Annotated in this window: 15 protein-coding genes; 4 read left to right on the top strand and 11 right to left on the bottom strand. The window is 71.7% G+C overall.

The window, feature by feature from the left end:
- Positions 1 to 349 precede the first annotated feature (349 nt).
- Positions 350 to 1,027 (bottom strand): endonuclease V, encoded by a 678-nt coding sequence (locus tag BCD49_RS11100; protein ID WP_071041458.1) that lies wholly within the window; start codon positions 1,025 to 1,027, stop codon positions 350 to 352.
- 297 nt (positions 1,028 to 1,324) lie between these two features.
- Between BCD49_RS11100 and BCD49_RS43505 the strand changes: the two genes are divergently transcribed.
- Entirely contained in the window at positions 1,325 to 1,549 is a 225-nt protein-coding gene (locus BCD49_RS43505) for a hypothetical protein (RefSeq protein WP_007515853.1), read from the top strand.
- A gap of 38 nt (positions 1,550 to 1,587) precedes the next feature.
- Here the strand turns inward: BCD49_RS43505 and BCD49_RS11095 are convergent, their stop codons facing one another.
- The 5 genes from BCD49_RS11095 to BCD49_RS11075 form a co-directional block, all read right to left on the bottom strand.
- Complete coding sequence (locus BCD49_RS11095) at positions 1,588 to 1,920, bottom strand: endonuclease V (RefSeq protein ID WP_007515851.1); 333 nt, start codon at positions 1,918 to 1,920, stop codon at positions 1,588 to 1,590.
- 466 nt (positions 1,921 to 2,386) lie between these two features.
- On the bottom strand, positions 2,387 to 2,746 hold the full coding sequence (locus BCD49_RS43120; RefSeq protein WP_131803439.1) for a DUF6086 family protein: 360 nt from the start codon (positions 2,744 to 2,746) through the stop codon (positions 2,387 to 2,389).
- Between the two features lie 2 nt (positions 2,747 to 2,748).
- The gene (locus BCD49_RS43500) at positions 2,749 to 4,293 is read right to left on the bottom strand and encodes a hypothetical protein (RefSeq protein ID WP_007515849.1); all 1,545 of its coding nucleotides are present in this window, start codon (positions 4,291 to 4,293) and stop codon (positions 2,749 to 2,751) included.
- Between the two features lie 6 nt (positions 4,294 to 4,299).
- Entirely contained in the window at positions 4,300 to 7,515 is a 3,216-nt protein-coding gene (locus BCD49_RS11080) for an ATP-binding protein (RefSeq protein ID WP_007515848.1), read from the bottom strand.
- Positions 7,516 to 7,529: 14 nt separating this feature from the next.
- Positions 7,530 to 9,659 carry a hypothetical protein gene (locus BCD49_RS11075; protein ID WP_425343372.1) on the bottom strand — a complete coding sequence of 710 codons (2,130 nt, stop codon included), beginning with the start codon at positions 9,657 to 9,659 and terminating at the stop codon, positions 7,530 to 7,532.
- A gap of 811 nt (positions 9,660 to 10,470) precedes the next feature.
- On the opposite strand from BCD49_RS11075, the gene BCD49_RS11070 reads away from it, so the two are divergent.
- The gene (locus BCD49_RS11070) at positions 10,471 to 11,364 is read left to right on the top strand and encodes a L,D-transpeptidase family protein (protein ID WP_232794419.1); all 894 of its coding nucleotides are present in this window, start codon (positions 10,471 to 10,473) and stop codon (positions 11,362 to 11,364) included.
- Positions 11,365 to 11,421: 57 nt separating this feature from the next.
- Here BCD49_RS11070 and BCD49_RS11065 read toward each other — a convergent pair whose 3' ends face one another.
- The 3 genes from BCD49_RS11065 to BCD49_RS11055 all read right to left on the bottom strand — a co-directional run bounded on the left by BCD49_RS11065 (position 11,422) and on the right by BCD49_RS11055 (position 15,202).
- Positions 11,422 to 13,029: a serine/threonine-protein kinase gene (locus BCD49_RS11065; RefSeq protein ID WP_007515845.1), complete on the bottom strand. Its 1,608-nt coding sequence runs from the start codon at positions 13,027 to 13,029 to the stop codon at positions 11,422 to 11,424.
- 276 nt (positions 13,030 to 13,305) lie between these two features.
- Positions 13,306 to 14,094 (bottom strand): dihydroxyacetone kinase subunit DhaL, encoded by a 789-nt coding sequence (gene dhaL / locus BCD49_RS11060; RefSeq protein ID WP_007515844.1) that lies wholly within the window; start codon positions 14,092 to 14,094, stop codon positions 13,306 to 13,308.
- 61 nt (positions 14,095 to 14,155) lie between these two features.
- Positions 14,156 to 15,202 (bottom strand): dihydroxyacetone kinase subunit DhaK, encoded by a 1,047-nt coding sequence (locus tag BCD49_RS11055; RefSeq protein ID WP_071041462.1) that lies wholly within the window; start codon positions 15,200 to 15,202, stop codon positions 14,156 to 14,158.
- Positions 15,203 to 15,681: 479 nt separating this feature from the next.
- Here BCD49_RS11055 and gnd point away from each other — a divergent pair, with 479 nt between their 5' ends.
- Entirely contained in the window at positions 15,682 to 16,701 is a 1,020-nt protein-coding gene (gene gnd, locus BCD49_RS11050) for a phosphogluconate dehydrogenase (NAD(+)-dependent, decarboxylating) (RefSeq protein WP_007515842.1), read from the top strand.
- A 281-nt stretch (positions 16,702 to 16,982) separates the two neighbouring features.
- A complete protein-coding gene (locus BCD49_RS11045) occupies positions 16,983 to 18,098 on the top strand; it encodes a DMT family transporter (RefSeq protein ID WP_083401379.1) in 1,116 nt (371 codons plus the stop codon).
- Between the two features lie 54 nt (positions 18,099 to 18,152).
- Here the strand turns inward: BCD49_RS11045 and BCD49_RS11040 are convergent, their stop codons facing one another.
- Both BCD49_RS11040 and BCD49_RS11035 read right to left on the bottom strand, forming a co-directional pair.
- Positions 18,153 to 18,632, bottom strand: coding sequence for an NUDIX domain-containing protein (locus tag BCD49_RS11040; RefSeq protein ID WP_027141411.1), 480 nt, complete (start codon positions 18,630 to 18,632; stop codon positions 18,153 to 18,155).
- Between the two features lie 194 nt (positions 18,633 to 18,826).
- Positions 18,827 to 20,344: a dihydrolipoyl dehydrogenase family protein gene (locus tag BCD49_RS11035; RefSeq protein ID WP_007515839.1), complete on the bottom strand. Its 1,518-nt coding sequence runs from the start codon at positions 20,342 to 20,344 to the stop codon at positions 18,827 to 18,829.
- Positions 20,345 to 20,367: the final 23 nt, after the last annotated feature.

The following is a 20,367-nucleotide window of genomic DNA, read 5'->3' as shown; positions in this document are numbered from 1 at the left end:
CGGTGTGGATCTCCGCGTTCCGCGGGACGGTGTGGATCTCCGCGTTCCGCGGGGCGGTGTGGATCTCCGCGTTCCGCGGGGCGGTGTGGCCACCTGACAGTCGCCTTCGCGGCTCTCGCGGTCTCCCGCCTTATCGAACAGGCCACCAACTGGTCGACCGCCGGCTCGTCCGCACCACGCGCCGCTACCGCTCCACCCAGATCCAGGCAGGCGACCACACCCTCACCGCCACCGAGACCCTCACCCGACCACCTCCGCGACGACCTCGACAAGAGCCATCGCTTCCGGCGAGGACCGCACCAACTCGAGCCAAGTCAGGTCGGGTATCCACCGAGCCCGCCGCGCCCTGTCAGTGAGACGCAGCCAAAGCGTCGGCGAGTGCATCGCGGCTGAGCCTGTCGGCCGCCCGGGTCGTCTCCGGTAGGCGGTAGCTGGGGCACAGCTCCAGCACCCACCGACAGGCGGAGTCAAGGTTGGTCCGGTGCCCGACCGAGACGTACACCTCGCGGACGCCGTCGCGGGTTCGCAGCGCGGCTCCCACCGGCTCRCCGTCGAGCATGATCGCCGTCYGGTCGGCTCGACGTCCGCCGGGCGGBGAGTGCTCGCCGACGAAGGGCGTCTTCGCCACCCCGACCGTCGGCAGGTTCAGCGTGACGCCGAGATGGCAGGCCAGCCCGAACCGCCGAGGGTGGGCGATGCCATGCCCGTCGCACACCAGCAGATCGGGCGGCGCGGCGAGCCTGGGAAGAACGGTCTCCCACGCGTCCAGCAGTGGTGGCAACTCCCGGAACGACAGCAAACCCGGGACGTAGGGGAAAGCGGCCCGCCCAACCACCGTGGCCGACGCGACAGCCTCCCAGTCGGGCGCGGCGAGGACGACAACCGCGCCCGCGAGCAGATCGGAGCCGGTGTCATAGGCGACGTCGAAGCCTGCCACCGTCGTGACCAGCTCGGGGCCGCGCGTGTCGGCCCGGACGAGCCGACGCAGGTCGGCCTGCAGCACCTCGGCATCCTCGATCTGCCCCACTGCAACCCCCTCGTCCCGCCGACCGCCGCCTCCCGCGACCGAGCCGGGCAGGGGCACAGGCACGGCTCAGCTCGTTCCCATCCTCGCCGTTCCCGGGTGCGCCGGTCCCGCCAGGCTCTCGACCGGGACACGCCGGCCGGAAGACCCGAAAGTCTGCTGCTATCGCATGGCGGTTGGTGCGCTGGCCCCATGAGGCTGCCGACAGCTACAACATCCGGTCAACCGCGAAGAGGCGTTTGCTAGTCACATCTACACTACCGTTACTTCGACCGTTCGATTGTCKGGATCACGCAACAGGTGCGTGCCTACGGCGAGTCGGCGGTCTTTCGRCAGACCATGGGGAACGGTGATCCCGATGCGGAGCGCGCCCGTTGGGCCTCTCTTTCCCGCAGGATAAATCTCAAGGACCCCGCCATCGCTGAATGCGGTGGCAAAGTGGGTTGGGCCATTATCATGCTGTTCGACAACGAAGCTCAGGCCAAGATTTTCATAGAATGCGCGACAGGCCTCGATATCATCTGAGTAGAGGACGATCAGGTTGACTCGTGCGGCCCCAGGCGTCACGGCGATGTCTCCTGCGGCGAATCTGGCAGCGCGGCGAGTGGAGGGAGAACGGTCTTCCACGCATCGAGCGGCGGCGGCTCCCGGAACGACAGCCGGCCCGGGAGGTAGGGAAAGGCTGCTCGGCCAACCACTGCGGCTGATACGAACACTACGACCACCTCCCAGCCCGGCGCTGCGAGGACGACGGCGCTCGCAACCAAATCGGAGCCGGTGTCGTATGCGACGTCCAAGCCAGCCACGCTCTTGACCAGGTCCGGGCCCGGCGCGTCAGCCTGGACGAGCCGGCGCAGCTCGACCTGCAGTGCCTCGGCATCCTCGATCTGCCCCACCGCAACCCCTCGTGGTGCCGAGCGCTGATTGATGCGACCGAACCGAGTGAAAGTCAGCTTGGCTCGGTCCCGTMCTCTGACCAGAGCTTCCTGTGGATGACTTTGGCGTGGTCGTACTGCGTCTCGGATTCCATTTGGCCGTTCGGGAACCAGGTTCGGCCGGTACCGTCCCGGGCACCGTCGACGTTCCAATACTCGGACTTGATCGATCCGTCAGGCTGGAACGTGCGCTCCGGCCTGCTTAGGCAGTCATTTCCATAGGTCTCCACCTTGCGGAGCTGGCCATCTGTGCGGTAGCCAACCGCCCCGCCAGTGAAAATCTCCCCTTCGCTGACGACGAAAAGATCGTCCGTATAGTCGACGTCGTCGATATTTACCGAACGAACCGGGTGGGCTTCGATCGCTTCCGCCTTTATTTGCCCACGGGAATATGCCCAGGGATTTCTGATCCTTCTAAAATGAGTTCCTATAGTGGTGAATCCTGATCGCCTGCGTCGAGTCGATCGGCAGCGGACTGGAGGTCTGGAGTGAAGGGGAAAGGTGCATCCGTGTGTCGTTCATGAAGTGCTAGCATGATTCTCAGCGGTCCTCGAACCAACGCCATCAAGGCGCGACTGTTGGAGCGTGCTATCAGTGACGTGGTTGCCGCGATAAACTCCTCGAATTTCTCGACATCGATCGCTATCTCATCGTCAAAGGACGCGCTCAGTCCACTCGGCGACCCGGTAGCCTCTTCGAGGGCGCGAACTTGTGCGAGGAATAGGCGCGCCACTTTCTGGCCTGGTTCCCATACGGTCTCGCCGGCGATCTCGAACAGAACTCCCACCGTCAGTCCTCCCATCGGAGATTAATCGTTGTTTCGGGATGCTGGTTGCGCAGCTTTTGCACAGCGCTCTCGACGGCGTTTTTGAAATTCGGGTCGACGCCTGGCTTCGTGAAGTGGAATCCTACTGGAGCCTGCTCATATCCGGGCATATGCTGTCGAGCTTCCTGGTATTTATTGAATTTCTGGTCGATATGTTTGTCGACCCAGTCTGCCGTTTTGTCTTCGCCGGTTCGACGGTCAACCCCGCTGGTGGCGGTCTTCTCTTCCCAAAGAGTTCCATCCTCGACACGGTCGATATCCGTTATCGTCCTCCCGGTGACTGGATCTGCTACCTCATACTCTATTCTCCCTTCCAAAGGCCCGGACTCGGGTCGACCGGTTTCGTTCGGATCTTCCCCGTCGTCGGTGCCCGTCTGCTCGGCCGGAGGGCTGGCTGTGGGGTCCGCCTCGTCATCTCCATCGCTGGCGCCAACGTAGCCGCGACGATCATCGCCGCTGCGACGGTCAGGGCCGTCATAGTCGCCAGGGTCGCTCCGACGGTCGTCACCACCTCGACGATCTGGGGCGTCGTCATCGTCATGGGGCGGTCCACCGCCGGGCGGCGGTCCGTCGCCGGGAGGTGGACCACCGCCTAGTGGTGAACCGCCGTCGGGTGGTCCATCGTCGGGTGGTGGGCCGCTGTCGGGCGGCGCGCCATCGCCAGCCTCATGGTTGACGGCGGCGTTTGAGGTCCGGTCCTGGCCGGTGGCCTTCTGGCCGTCGACTTGTTCCGTAGGAACCGTATGTGCCGGTGTGCCCTGGTCCTGTTGATTGATCTGCTGGTCATTGGCGGGGTCGACGGTCTCATCGCGGGGGCCGCTCTGAGCGGCCTTGTTCTCGTCAGTCGCAGCCATGCGCTCGTCGAGGGCAGCCTGGAACTCTGGAGTGGGCTCGAGGCCGAGGCCGGGTCGTTCGAGCCCCTCAGAACCGGAGCCGTTCGAGCTGGCGTCCAGCTTTTCAGTCTTCTGTTCGGAGTCGTACTGGTTCGGGTTGTCGGACTGGCCGTGGCCGTCGAGGTCATCGGCGTTCTGCTGATTGATCGGAGCCTCGTGKGGCGCGTCGTTCTGGGCGTCTTGGTCCTGGTCAACGGTGCTGGTCTGGCTGTCAGCACCGGACCCGTTCTCGTTGGTTTGCCCGGTCCGGTCTTCTCCACCGATGTGCGCGGCGTTGTCGCCATTCTGGTTCGAGTTCTGGCTCGCGGCGTCGGCCTGGCCGTGGCTGTCCAGGTCGTCGGCGTTTTGCTGGTTGATCGGGGTCTCGTTCGCCGTGCTGTTCTGGGTGCCGTCGTTCTGGGCGACAGAGTCGGCCTGGTTGTCCGCGTTCGACCTGGCGTAGCCGTCCTGGTCGTCGCTCTCGCCTCCACGGCTCGTTTCCCCAGCGCCGTTCCGGTTCGCGGAGGCGGTCTGGGTGTCGCTGTCGAGGTCGTCAGCGTTCTGCTGGGACGTCGTGTCCGGGGGCGGTGGTGGTGGCGGCGGGGGAGGGGCATCCGCCGCCGAGTCGGTCGCCACTGTTCCTCAGCTCCCCCCGCCCGCCACGTGCTTCTCCAGCAGGTGGGTCATCTGACGATGCAGCTTCGCGAGGTCACCTGACACGCAGGCCAATCGCAGCGCGGCGTGCAGATGCTCCTCGGACACGCCGCCGGCGAGCGTGCGTACGGCGGTCGCGAAGCGGCTCGTGGTCAGGTCGCCGAGCACGACGGCGTCCATGCCTGGTGCATAGCGTGCGCTGCCGCGCAGCTCCTCGAACTGTGCGGCGACGGTCGTCGCCACGATCGACAGGCCGCGGCGGCGCCAGTCGGCCGTGTCCGGGTGCGGGCGGTCAGCTCCGGGTTCATCGCGCGCCGCGTGCAGGGTTCGACGGACGTCCTGGTAGCGGTACTGGCCGGCGGTCCAGCGGCGGGTGTCGGCGGCGTCCATCGGGGCGCCGACGAGGAGGCGCCTGAGGGTGTCCGCCAACCGGGTGGCGAAGTCGTCCGGGTCGACGTAGCCGCGCAGCAGGGTCGCACGGGCGGCCACGGACCGGTCGACCGCGTGCGCGAGCAGGCAGTCGCGGGTGCGTTCCGGCAGGGCCAGCAGCTCGTGGCGCAGCGCGGCAACGGGGACGGGTGGTGGCTGGCCGAGCAGGTGCGCGAGGCCGATGACCTGGTGGGCGGCGACCGCCTCCACCCAGACGACGAGGCGCGGGTCCTCGGCGAGGTGGGACGCGTCGTTGATCTGCCAGAGGGTGCAGGCGGCGCGCTGGCAGTCCAGGCCGCACAGCTCGCTGCGCCGTCCCCCGAGCGGCGCGCCGTCGTAGCGGGCGCCGGCCGGCGTCTCGCGGTGGGAGCCGGGCGTCATCCGGGTGAGCACCGGGCGGTCCATACCGTCGACCGCGACCGCTGCCACACCCGGCGGGAGTGACACCACCAGCTCGGACTGCTCGTCGCGCAGGTTCATCGTCGAGCCGACGGCCAGCCGGTCCTCGGCCGAGGGCAGCCGGTGCATCACCTTCAGCGCGGTGTTCTTCAGGACGTCGGGGAGGATCTTCGACGGGATCTGCTCGACGACGAGCACGCCCTCGCCGTAGGCGCGGATCTCGGCGAGCAGCGAGGCGAACAGCTCGACGGCCGCGGCCGCGGGGCCGTCCTCGACGTTCTTGAGCAGCCGGTGCGCCTCCTCGACGACGAGCACGTGCCGCAGCTCGTCGGTGCCGGTGTTGCCCCACCGGACCCGCAGATGCTCGACGATCCGGATCAGGACCGCGCCGATGAGGAACGCCTTGTCCTGGTCGTTGGTGATGTCCTCGAGCTCGAACACGACGTTGCGGGTCAGCAGCTCGGCGATGTCGAGCGGATGACCGCCCTCGAAGAAGCGGCCCGGCCGGCCGTCGCGCAGCGAGCCGATCCGGATGTCGACGAAGCCGCGGACGTTGTCGGTGATCTCCTTGCCATAGCCGATGCTCTCGACCACGACCGTGGCGGTGCGCTGCAGGTCGCCGAGTGTCGGGTAGCGACGGCGAGCCGGCTCCAGCGGCTCGTCGTCGCGGAAACGTGGCCGGTGCTCCGGGCGCATCCGATCGGCGACCAGGTCCCAGCCCGCCTCGGTGTAGCAGACGGTCAGCGCCTTGGAGAGCACCTGCGGGAACGGTTCCTGCGCCTCGAACGCGGCCAGGAACAGCGCGCGGACCAGGTCGAGGTGGCTCTGCACCGGGAACCCGGGCTCGGGCTCCAGCGGGTTGAGCCCGGCCGGCGGGGCGTCGTACTGGCCCGGCTTGATCACGACCACGTCGCTGTGGCCGGCCAGCCGGCCGGCCATCCGGGCGTATTCGGCCTTCGCCGGCTCCAGCACCAGCCATGGCACCGGATCCGCGGCCCGGGCGAGGGACTCGAGCAGGGAACGGACTGTCTGGGACTTGCCGGAGCCGGTCGCGCCGCAGACGAAGGCGTGCCGGTTGAGCGTCGAGCGCGGCACCGGCAGCACCCCGGCGGGCGACCACCCGGCGTCGAGCACCTGGCCGAGCACGAACCCGTCGCCGGGGGAGCCCTTCACGAAGGAAGAACCGTTCAGCGCCGGCGCCGGCGCCATCGGCGCGGTGGTCGCGAGCACCCCCTCCGGGGTGACGTCGAAGGTGTGCGGGGTGACCAGCGTGATCCCGGGCAGCTCGCGGCGCGGCGGCCGGGCGAGCGCGGCGACCAGCTCGCCGCCGGCCCGGAACGGGAACGTCGCCGCGACCCCGGCGGTGGCCGGCCCGCCGACGGGTGGGCTAGGAGCGCGAACCGGGCCCGGCTGGCCGGTGCCCACGCCGGGGACCGGCCGGATAGGCCCGGGCCCGCCTGGACCGGCGGTCACCGCCTGTGGCGCGGTGGCGGGCCGCGGCCGCTCGGGCAGGCCGAGCGCCTCGGCCAGCGACGTCGGACGCCCGCCCGCCGGGGTCAGCAGGTAAGGCAGGTCGTCGAGGTCGCCGGCGCCGCACAGGAGGGCCGCGGTCAGCCGCGCCTCGGTCGTCGACGGGGCGCCGACGAGCACCCGCGCATCCCACATCCCGGTCGCTCGCGAGCGGGTGAGCTCGCGGTAGCGGGCCTCGGCGCGTTCCAGCTCGAGGCGGGCGTGCTCGTCGCGCTCTCGCTGACGCAGGAACGGGATCATGCGGAGCAGGTCGCCGCGCTCGGTGTCGACGACTCCCGTTGGTACCGGCTGCGCGATCACCAGCCAGGCGTAGGCACCCGGCAGGTGAGCGGCGTAGTCGTCGAACGAGCCGTGCCGCGCCGGGCCGCGGTCGCCCCGGCCGCCACCGCCACCGCCACCGGCGGCACCGGCACCACCGCCACTGCCACTGGTACCGGCGGTCGCCCACAGCGCGTCGGCGGTCCCCTCGCAGCGCAGCCAGCTCGGAAAGCCGGTCAGCGCCGCCACGACGTCGGCGGTGTCGACGGGCACCCCGGTGCTGCCCGGCGGATAGAGCACCGGCGGTGCCGTGCCGTCGGACGCCCGTGCCACCGCGGCGCGGGCCGGTGGGAAGTGGGGGCTGCCACCGACCAGGACCCGCAGGTGCGGATCGCCCGGGACCCGCACCCAGGCGACCGCGATCGCGGGCACACCCGTGCCGCCCGTGCCGCCCGTGCCGCCGGTCAGGTCGGCGTGCGACGCGATGAGCGCGGCGAACAGCTGGGCCGGCGCCGGGTCGGGCCGGTCCGCCGGGTCCGGCGGGCGAGGGACGGAGAGCAGCCGGTGGAAGCGGAACCCTTCCAGCATCACGATCCCCCGGACTACTGCTGTCCCGGCCAGTTGTACGGCTGCCGCGGCTGCTGGTACGGGTAGCCGCCAGTACCACCCGCCGGCGGATAACCGCCGGTCCCGCCGGAGGGCGGGTACGCCTGCTGGTAGGGGCCGGGGTAGGTGGGCTGCTGCTGCGGGTATCCGGGCGGCGGCTGCTGGTAGCCCGACTGCGGGGCCGGGATCTGCTGGGTGGGGGTGATGCCGCCGGCACCCGAGTGCGGGTCCGCCGGGTTCGGCACCGCGGTGAGCTCTCGGGGCAGTGGCGCGACCTTGGGCAGCAGCACCAGGCCCGGGTTGCAGTCACCGGGGCGGACGCGGCCGGGGCCGCTGCCTGTGCCGACCAGGATGAACGCCGTCGCTGCCAGGCTCTGCAGCACGGTCGGCTCGACCGTGTAGTCCTTCTCCCGCGCCACCGTGACGCCCGCGTTCTGGTTGACCGCGGCGGAGACGTTGACGGTGTTCGTCCAGGTCGACGAGTGCGACGTCGTGGTCGAGCTGTTCCAGCTGTCACCGCTGGACCGCCCGCCAGGCGACCACCCGCGGTTGCCGCCCTCCCCGCGGCTGTGCGAGGTGCCGTCCTGCTCCCCGTAGCTGTTCGCGAAGCCCTCGGTGAAGCTTGTGCCGACCTGGTTGGTCAGCTGGGAGAGCACGAACCGGAATCCCTTGCCGATGTGCTCGGCCGCGGCCGCCGCCTCGCGCGAGTTGCCCAGCCGCATGAAGATCGTCGCGCTGTGGCCGGTGCCGATCAGCCTCTCGGCATCGTCGCTGAGGTTCTTGAACAGCAGGACCAGCCGGACGCGGGATACCTCCGCCTGGCCGGTCAGCGCCGTCAGGGTGTCGCGGCCGAGGTGGTCGGCTCCCGCGATCACCACGACGGTGCCGGCGCCGGCGCGGCCGTTGTTGCGCAGCTGGTGCAGCAGCATCTGGACGAGCACCCGGTCGGTCAGCAGCTTGCGCCGTCCCGAGCCGCCTCGCCCCGCGCTCGTCGTCGCCAGCACGCGCAGCCCGCCCGCGTTCGGCCACCACTCGCGCGACGTGGCCGCCGGGGCGCCGGGCTGGGCAGCCGGATCGTGGCCGGCGAGCGTCTCGAACTCGGTGCGCAGGAAGCTGATCTGGTCCGCCGTCCGCTCGCGCCCGCCGAGGTCGTGCATCCGCTGCTGCAGGGCTGAGACCTCGTACTCGGTGAACACACCTTCGTAGATCGCCGAACTCTGGTTGTCGAGGATGCGCAGCGCGGCGGCGAACCGCGCGAAGGTCAGTGGCGCGCTGATCGACGACGCCACGGCGCGCAGGATGTTGAGGTCGATGGCGCGCAGGCCGGCGTCGCCGCCTCCCCGGCGGTCCGCGTCGAAGGCGTCGGCGAACATCTCGGCGGCCTCCCGTGGGTCCAGCCCATCGAGCAGGTCGACCCGTTCCAGGGAATTCGGCAGTTCCCGGACCTCGACGGACGGGGGCGTGGCCGCATTGTTTGCGAGCATGACCAGGCCGGCGCCGACACTGAGCTCGCTGAGATCGAGCAGCAGGACACCGGAGCCGCCCGCGAGCAGCGACGCGCCGCCGGTGGCCAGGATGCTGGTCCAGCCGGCACCGGTCCCACCGAAGATATCGACGCGAGCTGGGGCCGCGGGATCCAGCGGATAGAACTCCATCGCGGATCCGACGCGGTACTGCTCGGTCTGGTCGTGGTCGTGCAGGCGCCGCTGCCATTCGGCGTATACGGCCTGAAACTCCTGTTCACGGCGGGCGACCTCGGCCTGATAGCGCTCGGTGAGGCCCTTCACCTGATTGTTGATCGTCTGGATCGGCACGAAGTACCAGCAGAGCAGTCCAGCGCCGATCAGGGCTGGGAACAGGCCGGCAGGCGTCTCGGCCAGCATCCCCAGCCCGATGAGCAGGATGAGCCCGCCCACGATCAGCTTCCAGACCTTCTGCTTCAGCAGCATCTTCCGGTACTCCAGCCCGCGCAGGTCTGGCGGCTGTACCGGAATACGGGACGGCGGCCGGTTCGCCTCGGGGTGCGGGGTGACCGGGTACGGCGGGGCGAACTCCCAGCCCCAGCGCTCGTCTGGGCTGAAAATCCTGGTAACGAGCTCCTTGCTGAGTGCCTCTGCTTGTGGCATGGTCACGCGGTCACCTGCCAGTCCCCCGAATGAGCAGTAGGTAGATATATCCCCAGGCATTTATTTGCCCCCGCCCGGGGTACTTGTAGGTGGAACGTTACATCGGCCGCCTTTGGGTGCGTAAGAGGTCTCCGCGGCCCGCGCGGGGAACCAGCCGGCCAGGACGCGGGCGCCCCGTTCGGCGCACTCCGGTGGAGCAGGCCATCGTCGAAGAACGCCTGCTCGAATGCCAGGGCGCGTGCGGGCGCGGTCTGGGTGGGGGTGGCGGGAGTCGGATGGCGGGCTCCCACCACCACCGCGCGGTTGTGATCCTGGCGTGTGGTCTTCAACCCATACGCGCGTGGCGGGCGAGTCGTACCGCCATAGCGTGTTCGAGTGGCTATCGTCGGTAACAGTATTTCGTCGGGTTGACGTCGGCGGTGTCGCTACCCAGCGCCAACGTCGCTGGTGCCGTCACTGGTCACGTCCACCGGTCCACCTGTGACCTGTGACCTGTGGAGCCGTGACCGGTATCGCCGGGGCCGCCATCGGTGTTCCGGATCACTGACGCCTTGGCCGTGGTGGCGTTGGTCCGGCGCGTCGCGTCGCGCCTGGCCGCGCTGGGCCCCTCGGCGGGTGAATCGCCGAGGTGGGAGGCTGGCGAGGGGCAGACGGGGCACCGCTGGGGGCACGGAACGTCGGAAGCAGGACCGGGTGGCTTGCCGGGCCGCCCGTCGCTGACGGGATGGGAGGCGCAGGAATGGCCACGCACCGGGGCGATCGTCAGATCAGCCGGCGCTGGCCGCGTTCCCGCCGCGGAATGGTGGTCAGCGTGGCGGCCGTCGGTGCCACCCTCGTCGTGGGCACCGCGGGCGCGTTCCAGATCGTCGGGTCCGACCGCGGTCCGGCCGTCGAGCAGTCGACGGGGCACGACTCGTCCGTCGCCGGCGCCTTCGCGCTCAGCGCGCCGGGTGAGGGCACGGCCCGCGCCAGCGCGGCGCCGGGAGCCGGTGCCGACGAGGGGCTCGACAACGGCGGCGTGGGCGGCACCATGGTCTCTGGAGGGTCGAACGGCGCCGGAGAGGGGGACGCGACCACGGGCACCGGCATCGTCAGCGCCGCCACTCTCCCGGGTGTCGGCGAATGGGCCGTCTCGCGGCTACCCGCCGAGACCAGGCAGGTCATCCTCGTCAGCGCCCCTGACCGGGCGTCGACCACCAACGCGGTGACGCTGTGGCAGCGTGCCGACGAGACGTCGCTCTGGACGCGCCAGGGGCTCGCGCTCACCGGCCGCAACGGCGCGAACGGCTGGACCACCGGCCACCGCGAGGGCGACCGCCGCTCGCCGATCGGCGTGTTCAGCCTGACGGCCGCCGGCGGCAAGCTGCCCGACCCTGGGACCGCGCTGCCCTACGAGTACCAGCCGCGGTACTTCGCCGCGGGCAGTGGTGACCTCGACGATCCGATGTCGGCGGCGTTCAACTATGTCGTCGCGATCGACTACAACCGGGTCCCCGGCCGGCCTCCGTCCGACCCCGCCCGCCCGCTCGGCGAGCGGGCAGGCGGCGACATCTGGCTACACGTCGACCACAAGGCGCCGACCAAGGGCTGCGTCAGCCTTCCGCAGGACGAACTGGAGTCGATCCTTCGTTGGCTCCAGCCCGCCGGTCACCCCATGATCATCATGGGTGACGCTCCCTCCCTGGCCGCGCGGAACCTCAGCTAGCCGCGGAACCTCAGCTAGCCGCCACCACCAGGTCATGCGCGCCCGGGGCGCGGCAGATCACCAGTTGGCCGAGACCTTCACGCCACAGGACGGTTCGGCCAGGTAGACCATGCCCGGCTGGCCGGGGTCGAGCTGGACCGGGCCGTCGCCCTGGTGCGCCGTGACGAAGTCCAGCGTCCGGCCGTCGACCGCGCGCAGCGTCAGCTCGCACTCCCCGCCCTCCTCCAGATCGACGGGGTCGACCAGGATCGGCCCCTCGGCCTGGAACGCGTCCGTGTCGCCGGAATAGCTCTGCTGGGCGAAGGGCAGCGCGACGCTGCCGGAACCCGCGGTGGCGGTCAGGACACACGCCTCGTTGTTGGCAGTCCAGCGGTACTCGCCGGGGGCCGGGATCTGCAGGGTCTTGCGTCCGTAGATATCGGCGAAATGCCCCGTCTCGCCGCTGACGGTGTCGACCAGGTCGACGGTGCAGCCAGAGTCCTCCCCCTCGATCTGGTCGTCGACCGTGAGCCGCCACGGCGCGGTCGCGCTGAACTGGACGCCGTCACCGGAGCTCCCACCGTTGTCGTCGCCGTCTCCGCCGCCGCTGGTCAGCAGGAGGCCGATGACGGTGCCCGCCGCCGCGAGCAGGACCACGGCCGTGGTGCCGAGCGCGATGGCGAGCCGGCGCCGGTGCCGAGGCGGGGCAGCCGGCGGCTGTCCGTCCCCGCCACCGACGACGGTCGCGGACCACGGCCGGGTGGGCGGGACCGCCGACGAGATGGGCACGGGAGTCGACGGCGGGGTGTCGCCGGGACCGCCGGCGAGAACCCTCGTCGCCGGGAAGCTCGCGTCCCCGGGCACCGAGCCGACGAGGGCCGTGTACAGGTCCGCCGCCGTCGGCCGGTCCGAGGCCTCGCGGGCCATCGCGTTCACCACCAGCCCGCGCAGCGCCGGCGCGATCAGCTCACGGTCGACGTTGGGCTCCCCCTGCGAGACTCGATGCAGGATCACCTCGACCGGGCCGGTGCCGAACGGCGCCCGTCCGCTCGCGGCATAGCAGATCAGCGAGCCCCAGGCGAAGACGTCCGCGGCGCCCGTCGCCTCCTCACCGGACACCTGCTCCGGCGAGTGCCAGCCGGGAGTGCCCACGAAGTGCCCGTTCGTCGTCAGCGCGGCCGCGTCGGCCGCGGCCGCGATGCCGAAGTCGATGACCTTGGGGCCATGCGGCGTCCACAGCACGTTCGACGGCTTGAGATCACGGTGAACCATGCCGGTGGAATGGATCGAGACCAGCGCCTCGGCCAGGCCGGATGCCAACAGGAGCTGGTCGTCCGTGCTGAGCCGCCCGTCGACACGCACCTGATCGGCCAGGCTCGGCGCGTCCACGAACTCCGTCGCGAGCCACGGGCGAGTCGCGGCGAGATCGAAGTCGACGAGGCGCGCCGTGCGCGCGCCGCCGACCCGGAAACAGGCCTGGACCTCGCGCTGGAACCGGCGGCGGAACTCAGGGTCGTCGGCCAGGTCCTCCCGGACCAGCTTGACCGCGACCCGCCCGAAAGGGCCTTCGGCGAGAAAGACGACGCCCATCCCACCCGCGCCGAGCCGGCCCACCACCCGATGACGGCCGAGTTCCTCCGGATCGCCCGGCCGCAGCTCCTGAACCCGAACACCGGTTTCGCTCATCGTCGGCGGTGCCCCCCACCTGTCCGTTCCGCGAGGTACTGCGGGGCAAAGACGCCGCGCACGGCTGAATATGCCACTCGCCGGACAGAGCCGGAGTTCCGGTCGGGCATTTGACGGGATAGAAGGCGCCAACGGGTCTCGGGGCCCGGAGCGGACCGGGTGGAATCACGCCTTGGTGATTCGCCGGCGGGCCGCGGTCGCATACCTGCCTGCGCCGATGGCGCGGCCGCCGGTGGCGCCGCAACCGGTGGCGCGGCCGCTGATGGCGACCGCGATTTAGGCCAGGGCGGAGTCGAAGAAGAGGGCGACGGTGAGGGCGCCGGGGTCGAGAACCCCGCGGGCGAGGTCGCCGACATAGGCGGCGCGGCCACGGCGGGCGCGCATGGACTCGGTGGCGAGCGCGCCGGCGCGCGCGGCCTCGGCGGCCAGCGCGACGCCTCCCGCCACGTCCAGGCCGTCGGCGACGGCCGCCGCGAGCGCGTCGGCCGCGGGGGCCATCGCGTCGACCATGGTCTTGTCGCCGGGACGGGCCTTGCCGAGGCGCTGGACGGTGGCCGTTCCGACGTCGACGCCCTTCGCGAGCGCGGCCAGCGTCATCACCGGCGCGTCGCTGGCCTGGCCGATGCCGCGAAACCACAGGCCGAACAGCGGGCCACTGGTGCCGCCGGTGTTGAGGAAGCCGTGCGCGACGCCGAGGAACAGCTCGCCGGGGGTCGCCGGCGGGGCCTCGTCGAGGCGGCGCTCCACCCGGCGCAGCGCCCGGCGGATGTTCGCGCCGAAGTCGCCGTCGCCGGCCCGGCGGTCCAGCTCGCCCAGCTCGGTGGCCTCCGCCTCGGACCGCCGCTGGAAGGAGGCGATCCAGGCGTACGCCGCGTCGAGGTCGAGCCCTAGCCCTCGCCCGCTCTCCTCCCGCGAGGCCTGGTCGCCGTGCCCGGCGGATGCCGCGCTGGCTCGCTCCGGCGCTTCCGGCGCCTCAGTTGCCTCAGACGTCTCAGGCGCCGGCCGAGAGCCTTCCTGGCCAGGGGCTTCGTCGCCCGCGTCCGCGCCGATCGCCGTACCGACCATGTCGACCTGCCTCATCTGCGTCGAGGGCCCGCCGGCCCGGGGTCCAGGTGCGCCGCGCGGGCTACCAGCTCAGCGCGATCGTGCGGACGGGGGCGTCCCAGAGGGTGAGCAGCTCGTCGTCGGCCCTGGTCAGGGTCACCGAGCAGCCGGCCATGTCGAGCGACGTCACATACGGGCCGACCAGCGCCCGCTCGACCGTGATGCCGGCGGCGGCGAGGATCTTCGTCACCCGGCGGTGGATGACGGCGAGCTCCAGCCCGGTCGTCGCTCCCAGGCCGTTGGTGATCGCGATGACCCGGTCGCCCCGGCCGATCGCCAGGTCGGCGACCAGCGGGCGGATCAGCTGGTCGGCGAGGTCGTCGGCGGACGCGAACGTGCGGCGGCCGACGCCGCGCTCGCCGTGGATGCCGACGCCGAACTCCACCTCGTCGGAGGGCAGCTCGAACGACGGGCGCGCGGCGCCGGGATGCGCCCCGGCGGCGAGCGCCACGGCCATGGACCGCGACGTCGCCGCGACCCGCCGGCCGAGCGCGCTGACCCGCTCCAGGTCGGCTCCGGCCGCCGCCGCGGCCCCGACGATCTTCTCGACGACGACGGTGGCGGCCGTGCCCCGCCGCCCGGGGCCGTCGCCCGTCATCGAGGTGGTCGCCAGGTCGTCGTCGACGAGAATCTGGCTGACGATGATCCCGTCGTCGGTGGCGAACTCGGCCGCGATCTCGAAGTTCAGCACGTCACCGGTGTAGTTCTTGACGACGTGCACCACCCCCGCGCCGCCGGACGCGGCCTGGGTGGCGGCCAGGATCTGGCCGGCGGTCGGGCTCGCGAACACCGCGCCCGGGACCGCGGCGTCGAGCATCCCCTCGCCGACCATGCCGACGTGCAGCGGCTCGTGGCCGGAGCCGCCGCCGGAGACGACCGCGACCCGTCCGGGGGGCGCCGGCTCGGCGCGCGCGACGAAGCTGGGGTCCCGGTTCCAGCGGATCAGTCGAGGGTAAGCGGCCTCCAGCCCTTCCAGGGCCTCCTMGACGACGTCGTCCGGATCGTTGACGAACTGCCGGCGCGGTGTGCTGACGATGATCTGATCCGGTATCGCGTCCTGAGCGGTCATCGTCGACGACACTCCGTCTCACCCGACTCGGGGTCTCACCCGACTCGGGTCTCACTCAACTGGGGGCACCGCGGTCTGCCATCGACGGCGGCCGGGAGGGCTCTGTCGGGTCTACACCCGCGCCCACCACGGGATCAAGAACCGCCCCGGCCAGTCGCGGATGCCGCCGAAAGCCCCCGTGCCGGCCGTCCGGGCGGTGGCGCGTGGCGAACCGGTTACGTCGAGGGGTCTACTGTCCCAGCGCCCAGGTCGGGCGGCGACGGACGGAGTATGAAGAACCCGGGCGATCACACCTCGCTGGCCGGCCCTCCGGACCGGAAGACGGACGACCCCGCTTACCGCGCGGGTCGTGGCCGGGCCGGCACGGGTGGTGGCGATAGTGAGGGTAGGGCCGGTCGAGCCGGTGGTAGGTCGGTAGGCGACAGGGGCGGTGGCCGCGGTTGGCGGCGGCGCCCGGTGCGGGGACGAGCGGAGACGACATGCAACTGGGGATGATCGGCCTGGGCCGGATGGGCGCCAACCTGGTGCGCCGGCTTCAGCGGGACGGCCACGAGTGCGTCGTGTACGACGTCAGCGCGGACGCCGTCGCCGCGCTCGCGGCCGAGGGGGCGACGGGAACGAACTCGCTGGAGGAGTTCGCCGCGGCGCTGACCACCCCGCGCGCGGCCTGGGTGATGGTGCCGGCCGGGCTGACCGGCGAAACGGTCTTCCAGCTCGCCGACCTGTTCGAGCCGGGCGACATCATCATCGACGGCGGCAACTCGTACTACCGCGACGACATCGAGCGGGCCAAGACGCTGGTGCCGAAGGGCATCCACTACGTCGACGTCGGCACCTCGGGTGGCGTCTTCGGCCTGGAGCGCGGCTTCTGCCTGATGATCGGCGGTGAGCCGGACGTCGTGAAGCGGCTGGAGCCGCTGTTCGCCACCATCGCCCCGGGCGTCGACACGGCGCCGCGCACCCCCGGCCGCTCGGGCGAGCCCACCCAGGCCGAGCAGGGCTACCTGCACTGCGGCCCGATCGGGGCCGGCCACTTCGTGAAGATGATCCACAACGGCATCGAGTACGGCATGATGGCCGCCTTCGCCGAGGGCCTCGGCGTGCTGAACAAGGCGGGCATCGGCCGGACCTCGGCCGCCGGCCACGACGCGGAGACCACCCCGCTCACGCACCCCGAGTACTACCAGTACGACTTCGACATCCCGGAGGTCACCGAGGTGTGGCGGCGCGGCAGCGTCGTCGCCTCCTGGCTGCTCGACCTGACCGCCGTCGCCCTCGTCGAGGACCCGGAGCTGGCCTCCTTCGGCGGCCGGGTGTCGGATTCCGGCGAGGGACGCTGGACGGTGCTCGCCGCCGTCGAGGAGGGCGTCCCGGCGCACGTGCTCACCGCGTCCCTCTACGAGCGCTTCAGCTCCCGCGGCGAGTCCCTCTACTCCGACAAGATCCTTTCCGCCATGCGCAAGCAGTTCGGCGGCCACCACGAGAAGCCCGCGAGCTGACCCGACCGCCGCCGTGCCCTGCCAGGCGTACGAGAACTCGTCCGCCCGTCCGCCTGGCGGGGTATGCAAGCCGGACGAGGAGACGGCCGCGCCTCGCGTCCGTAGCCTCTTGTCCATGACCTTCACGGCGCTCGCGCCGCCCGCCGCGTAAGGCGGGCCGCAGGGGAAGACCGCCGCGCCGGTCCTCGCCGATCTGAGATCGGCCTGAGGGAGTCCGGCGCTCTGGTCGTGCTGCCCGCATCCGGGATCTGCGACCATCACATCCCCTTGCGGAGAGCGCCGTGTCGAATGTTGGCGCCAGCCTGCCTGTACGGCGGGGGCTGGCTTACCTGGCTATTGCCGGGATCACCTGGGGCACCACCGGAACGGCGGTGGACCTCGTCTACCAATCGAGCAATCTCGGACCCATCGCGGTCTCCTTCTGGCGTTTCGTCGGCGGCTTTGCCCTGCTGCTCCTGGCCGGGATCCCGCGGCGGATCCGTCCGGCGCGAGTGGACGGCGCCCGCGCCGCCCGTCCGGCCGGCGTGCGCCMGGACCTCGCCTCGCCGGGGGTCACCGCACCCCAAAGGGCCCGTGCCCGGGCCGGCGGGGCGGCGAGGCGTCGGCTCCTCGTACGGATCGGGTCAGGCGTGGGCCTGGCCGTGTTCCAGACCGCCTACTTCGCGTCGGTCGCGGTGACCGGGGTCGCGGTGGGCACGATCGTGACCCTGGGGGCGGGGCCGGTCCTGGTCGCGCTGGGGGCCCGGCTCGCTCTGGGCGAGCGGCTCGGAGCCGGCGCCGTGGCGGTCGTGGGCGCGGTGGCGGGGCTGGGAGTCCTCGTCCTGGGAAACCAGGGTGGTGCGGCCCGTCCCCTGGGCGTCGCGCTGGCGCTCCTGTCGGCCGCCGGTTACTCCCTGACGACGCTGCTCGCCCGGTGGGCCGGGCAGGCCGGGGGACCCGGAGGAGCCGGGACAGGGGACGAGCCCGCGACGCTGACGGCGTGGGCCTTCGGCATCGGCGGGGCCGCGCTGCTGCCCTGGGCCGCCGCCAGCGGGCTCCTGCCCCATGCCGCCGGCCTCGGCCGAGTCCTGCTCCTGCTCGGGTACGTGGCGGCGGTGCCGACGGCGCTGGCGTACCCGCTCTACTTCGCTGGCGCCGCCGTCGTGCGGGCCGCGACCACGGCGACGGTGCTCCTGCTCGAACCGGTCAGCGCCGCGGTCCTCGCGCTCACCCTGCTCGGCGAGCGACTGACGGCCGCGACCCTGGCGGGAGCCCTCCTTCTCCTGACCGCCGTCATCGGCCTGGCGGCGGCAGAGTCCCGTCAGGCAGAGTCCCGTCAGGCAGAGCCCCGTCAGGCAGAGCCCTGCCAGGCAGAGCCCCGCCAGGCAGGGGCCCGCCTGGCAGGACCAGCGGGGTGATCGCGATGTCGAGGGCGTCTCCAGACAGCGGCGCCACCCCGAGCTCCGAAAAGATCACGGATGGGAGCCGAGCTGGTCGAGGAGGCGGTCGAGGAAGGGGAGCTGGCCGCGGACGAGCTTGGCGCGGGCGGTCGGGAGGTCGAACCATGCCACCCGGTCGACCTCGGGGAAGGTCCGGACCCGTCCTGAGCCGCGGGGCCATTCCAGCTCGAAGGTGTTGCTCACGGCGGCGGCCGGGTCGAAGTCGCCGCGCAGCGCGTAGGCCGTGACGACCTTCCCGCCGGACTGGCGCACGTCACCGAGCTCGATCCACGGGCCGTCGGGCGGCGCCGATCCCAACTCCTCGGCGAACTCCCGGGCCGCGGCGACGCGTAGGTCCTCGTCCGGCTCGGACTCGCCCTTCGGGATCGACCAGGCGCCCTCGTCCTTGCGTGCCCAGAACGGCCCGCCCATGTGCGCGATGAGCACCTCGAGCCCATCCGCCACATCTCGGTACAGCAGCAGCCCCGCGCTGTGCCGTGTCCGCGCAGGAATCGGACCCCACCCTCCCGTTGCTGACCACCTCAACCGAGCGTACGACGCCCTGCCACGCCGCCCTCACGGCTCGCTGCTGGGCATGATCGCGATTTCTGCCCTCCGGGGGTCGTGGCCGCGGCACTTCCGCGACCGCCGGAGGGCGCCAACGCCGATCAGGCCAACGCCGATCAGGCCAACGGGTCGCGGCGCGGCTAGAGGCCGTAGGTCTCCAGGAGGCGGAGCCAGACCTCGCTGACGGTGGGGAACGACGGGACGGCGTGCCAGAGGGTGTCGAGGGGGATCTCGCCAACGAGGGCGATCGTGGCCGAGTGGAGCAGCTCCTGGACGTCCTGGCCGGTGAAGGTGGCGCCGACGATGACGCGGCGGTCCTCGTCGACGACCAGCTGGGAGGTGCCGACGAGGCCGACGCCGCGTACGGACGAGCCGGCGACGCCGGTGGTCGGGACCAAGACGGCCCGGACCCGAAGGCCGGCGTCGCGCGCCGCGGCCTCCGTCAGACCGACGGCCGCCACCTGCGGGTCGGTGAACGTCACCCGGGGGATGGCGCGGCTGCCGGCGACCTCGACCGGCTCGGCGCCGGACGGGTCGGTACGGCCGGCGACGATGTCGGCGACGATGCGCGCCTGGTACTTGCCCATGTGGGTCAGCAGCGCCCGCCCGTTCACGTCGCCGACGGCGAACAGCCAGCCGTCGTCGCCGGCGCCCTCGTCGCCCTCGTCACCGGACCCGGTCGCCGTCCGCACGCCGACCGCGCGCAGGTGGTTGTCGACCTCGACCGGGCGGCCGGGCGTCAGGCCGACCGTCTCCAGGCCCAGGTCGTCGGTGGCGGGATGCCGGCCGACCGCGACGAGGATCTCGTCGGCCTCGACCTGGTCACCGTTGTCGAGCGTCACGACGACCGGGCCGCGGCGCTCGTCGTACGCCGCCTGCTGGCGGCGCACCGCGGTGACCTTCTGCCCGGTCCGGACCGTGATCCCCTCGGACTCGAACGCCTCGGCGACCTCCTTGCCGACGAACGGCTCCTCGTGGGCGAGCAGCCCTTGCTGGCCCTCGACGATCGTCACCTCGACGACGCCGAGCCGGCGGAACCCCTGCGCGAGCTCGGTGCCGACGGCGCCGCCGCCCAGCACGACCATCCTGCGCGGAACGGTCGTGGCGCCGGTCGCCGACCGGTTGTCCCACGGCTCGACCTCGGCCAGGCCCGGAATCGGCGGCCTGACCGCCGTCGTCCCGGTCGCCAGCACCACCGCCCGGCGCGCCGCCAGCCGGCGGGGCTTCCCGTCCGACTCGTCCGGGACCACGGTCTTCGTCGTGTCCACGTCGACGAGCCGCCGGCCGGCGAGCCGGCCGCGACCCCGGACGATCGTCACCCCGCGGTCGCGCAGCCAGGGAACCTGGCCCTTGTCCGAGAATCCGCCGACGATCTCGTCCCGGCGGGAGAACGCGGCGGCCGCGTCGATCTCTCCGGTCACCGCACCGGCCGCGCCCGGCACGCGCCGCGTAGCGGCGAGCACGTCGCCGGGGCGCAGCAGCGTCTTGCTCGGCATGCAGCCCCAGAAGGAGCACTCGCCGCCCACCCGCTCGTGCTCGACGACCGCGACCGACAGACCCGCCTCGGCGAGCCGGCCGGCCGCCACCTCCCCGGCCGGCCCAGCCCCGATGACGACGACGTCGAACGTCTCCACGCCACCCGCGTCCGCGTTGCTCATCCGGCGCCACCTCGTCTCCGGCC

This window comes from Pseudofrankia sp. EUN1h (genome assembly GCF_001854645.1).
In the GTDB taxonomy this organism is placed as follows: Bacteria; Actinomycetota; Actinomycetes; order Frankiales; family Frankiaceae; genus Pseudofrankia; species Pseudofrankia saprophytica.
The sequence above is the reverse complement of the archived record's forward strand: the minus strand, read 5'-3'. Positions and strand labels throughout refer to the sequence as shown.

Bases quoted from the DNA above. Each gene is read 5' to 3' on its own strand.
- BCD49_RS11080 (WP_007515848.1), bottom strand. From the start codon at position 7,515: ATGCTGGAAGGGTTCCGCTTCCACCGGCTGCTCTCCGTCCCTCGCCCG.
- BCD49_RS11075 (WP_425343372.1), bottom strand. From the start codon at position 9,659: ATGCCACAAGCAGAGGCACTCAGCAAGGAGCTCGTTACCAGGATTTTC.
- BCD49_RS11065 (WP_007515845.1), bottom strand. From the start codon at position 13,029: ATGAGCGAAACCGGTGTTCGGGTTCAGGAGCTGCGGCCGGGCGATCCG.
- dhaL (WP_007515844.1), bottom strand. From the start codon at position 14,094: ATGGTCGGTACGGCGATCGGCGCGGACGCGGGCGACGAAGCCCCTGGC.
- gnd (WP_007515842.1), top strand. From the start codon at position 15,682: ATGCAACTGGGGATGATCGGCCTGGGCCGGATGGGCGCCAACCTGGTG.
- BCD49_RS11035 (WP_007515839.1), bottom strand. From the start codon at position 20,344: ATGAGCAACGCGGACGCGGGTGGCGTGGAGACGTTCGACGTCGTCGTC.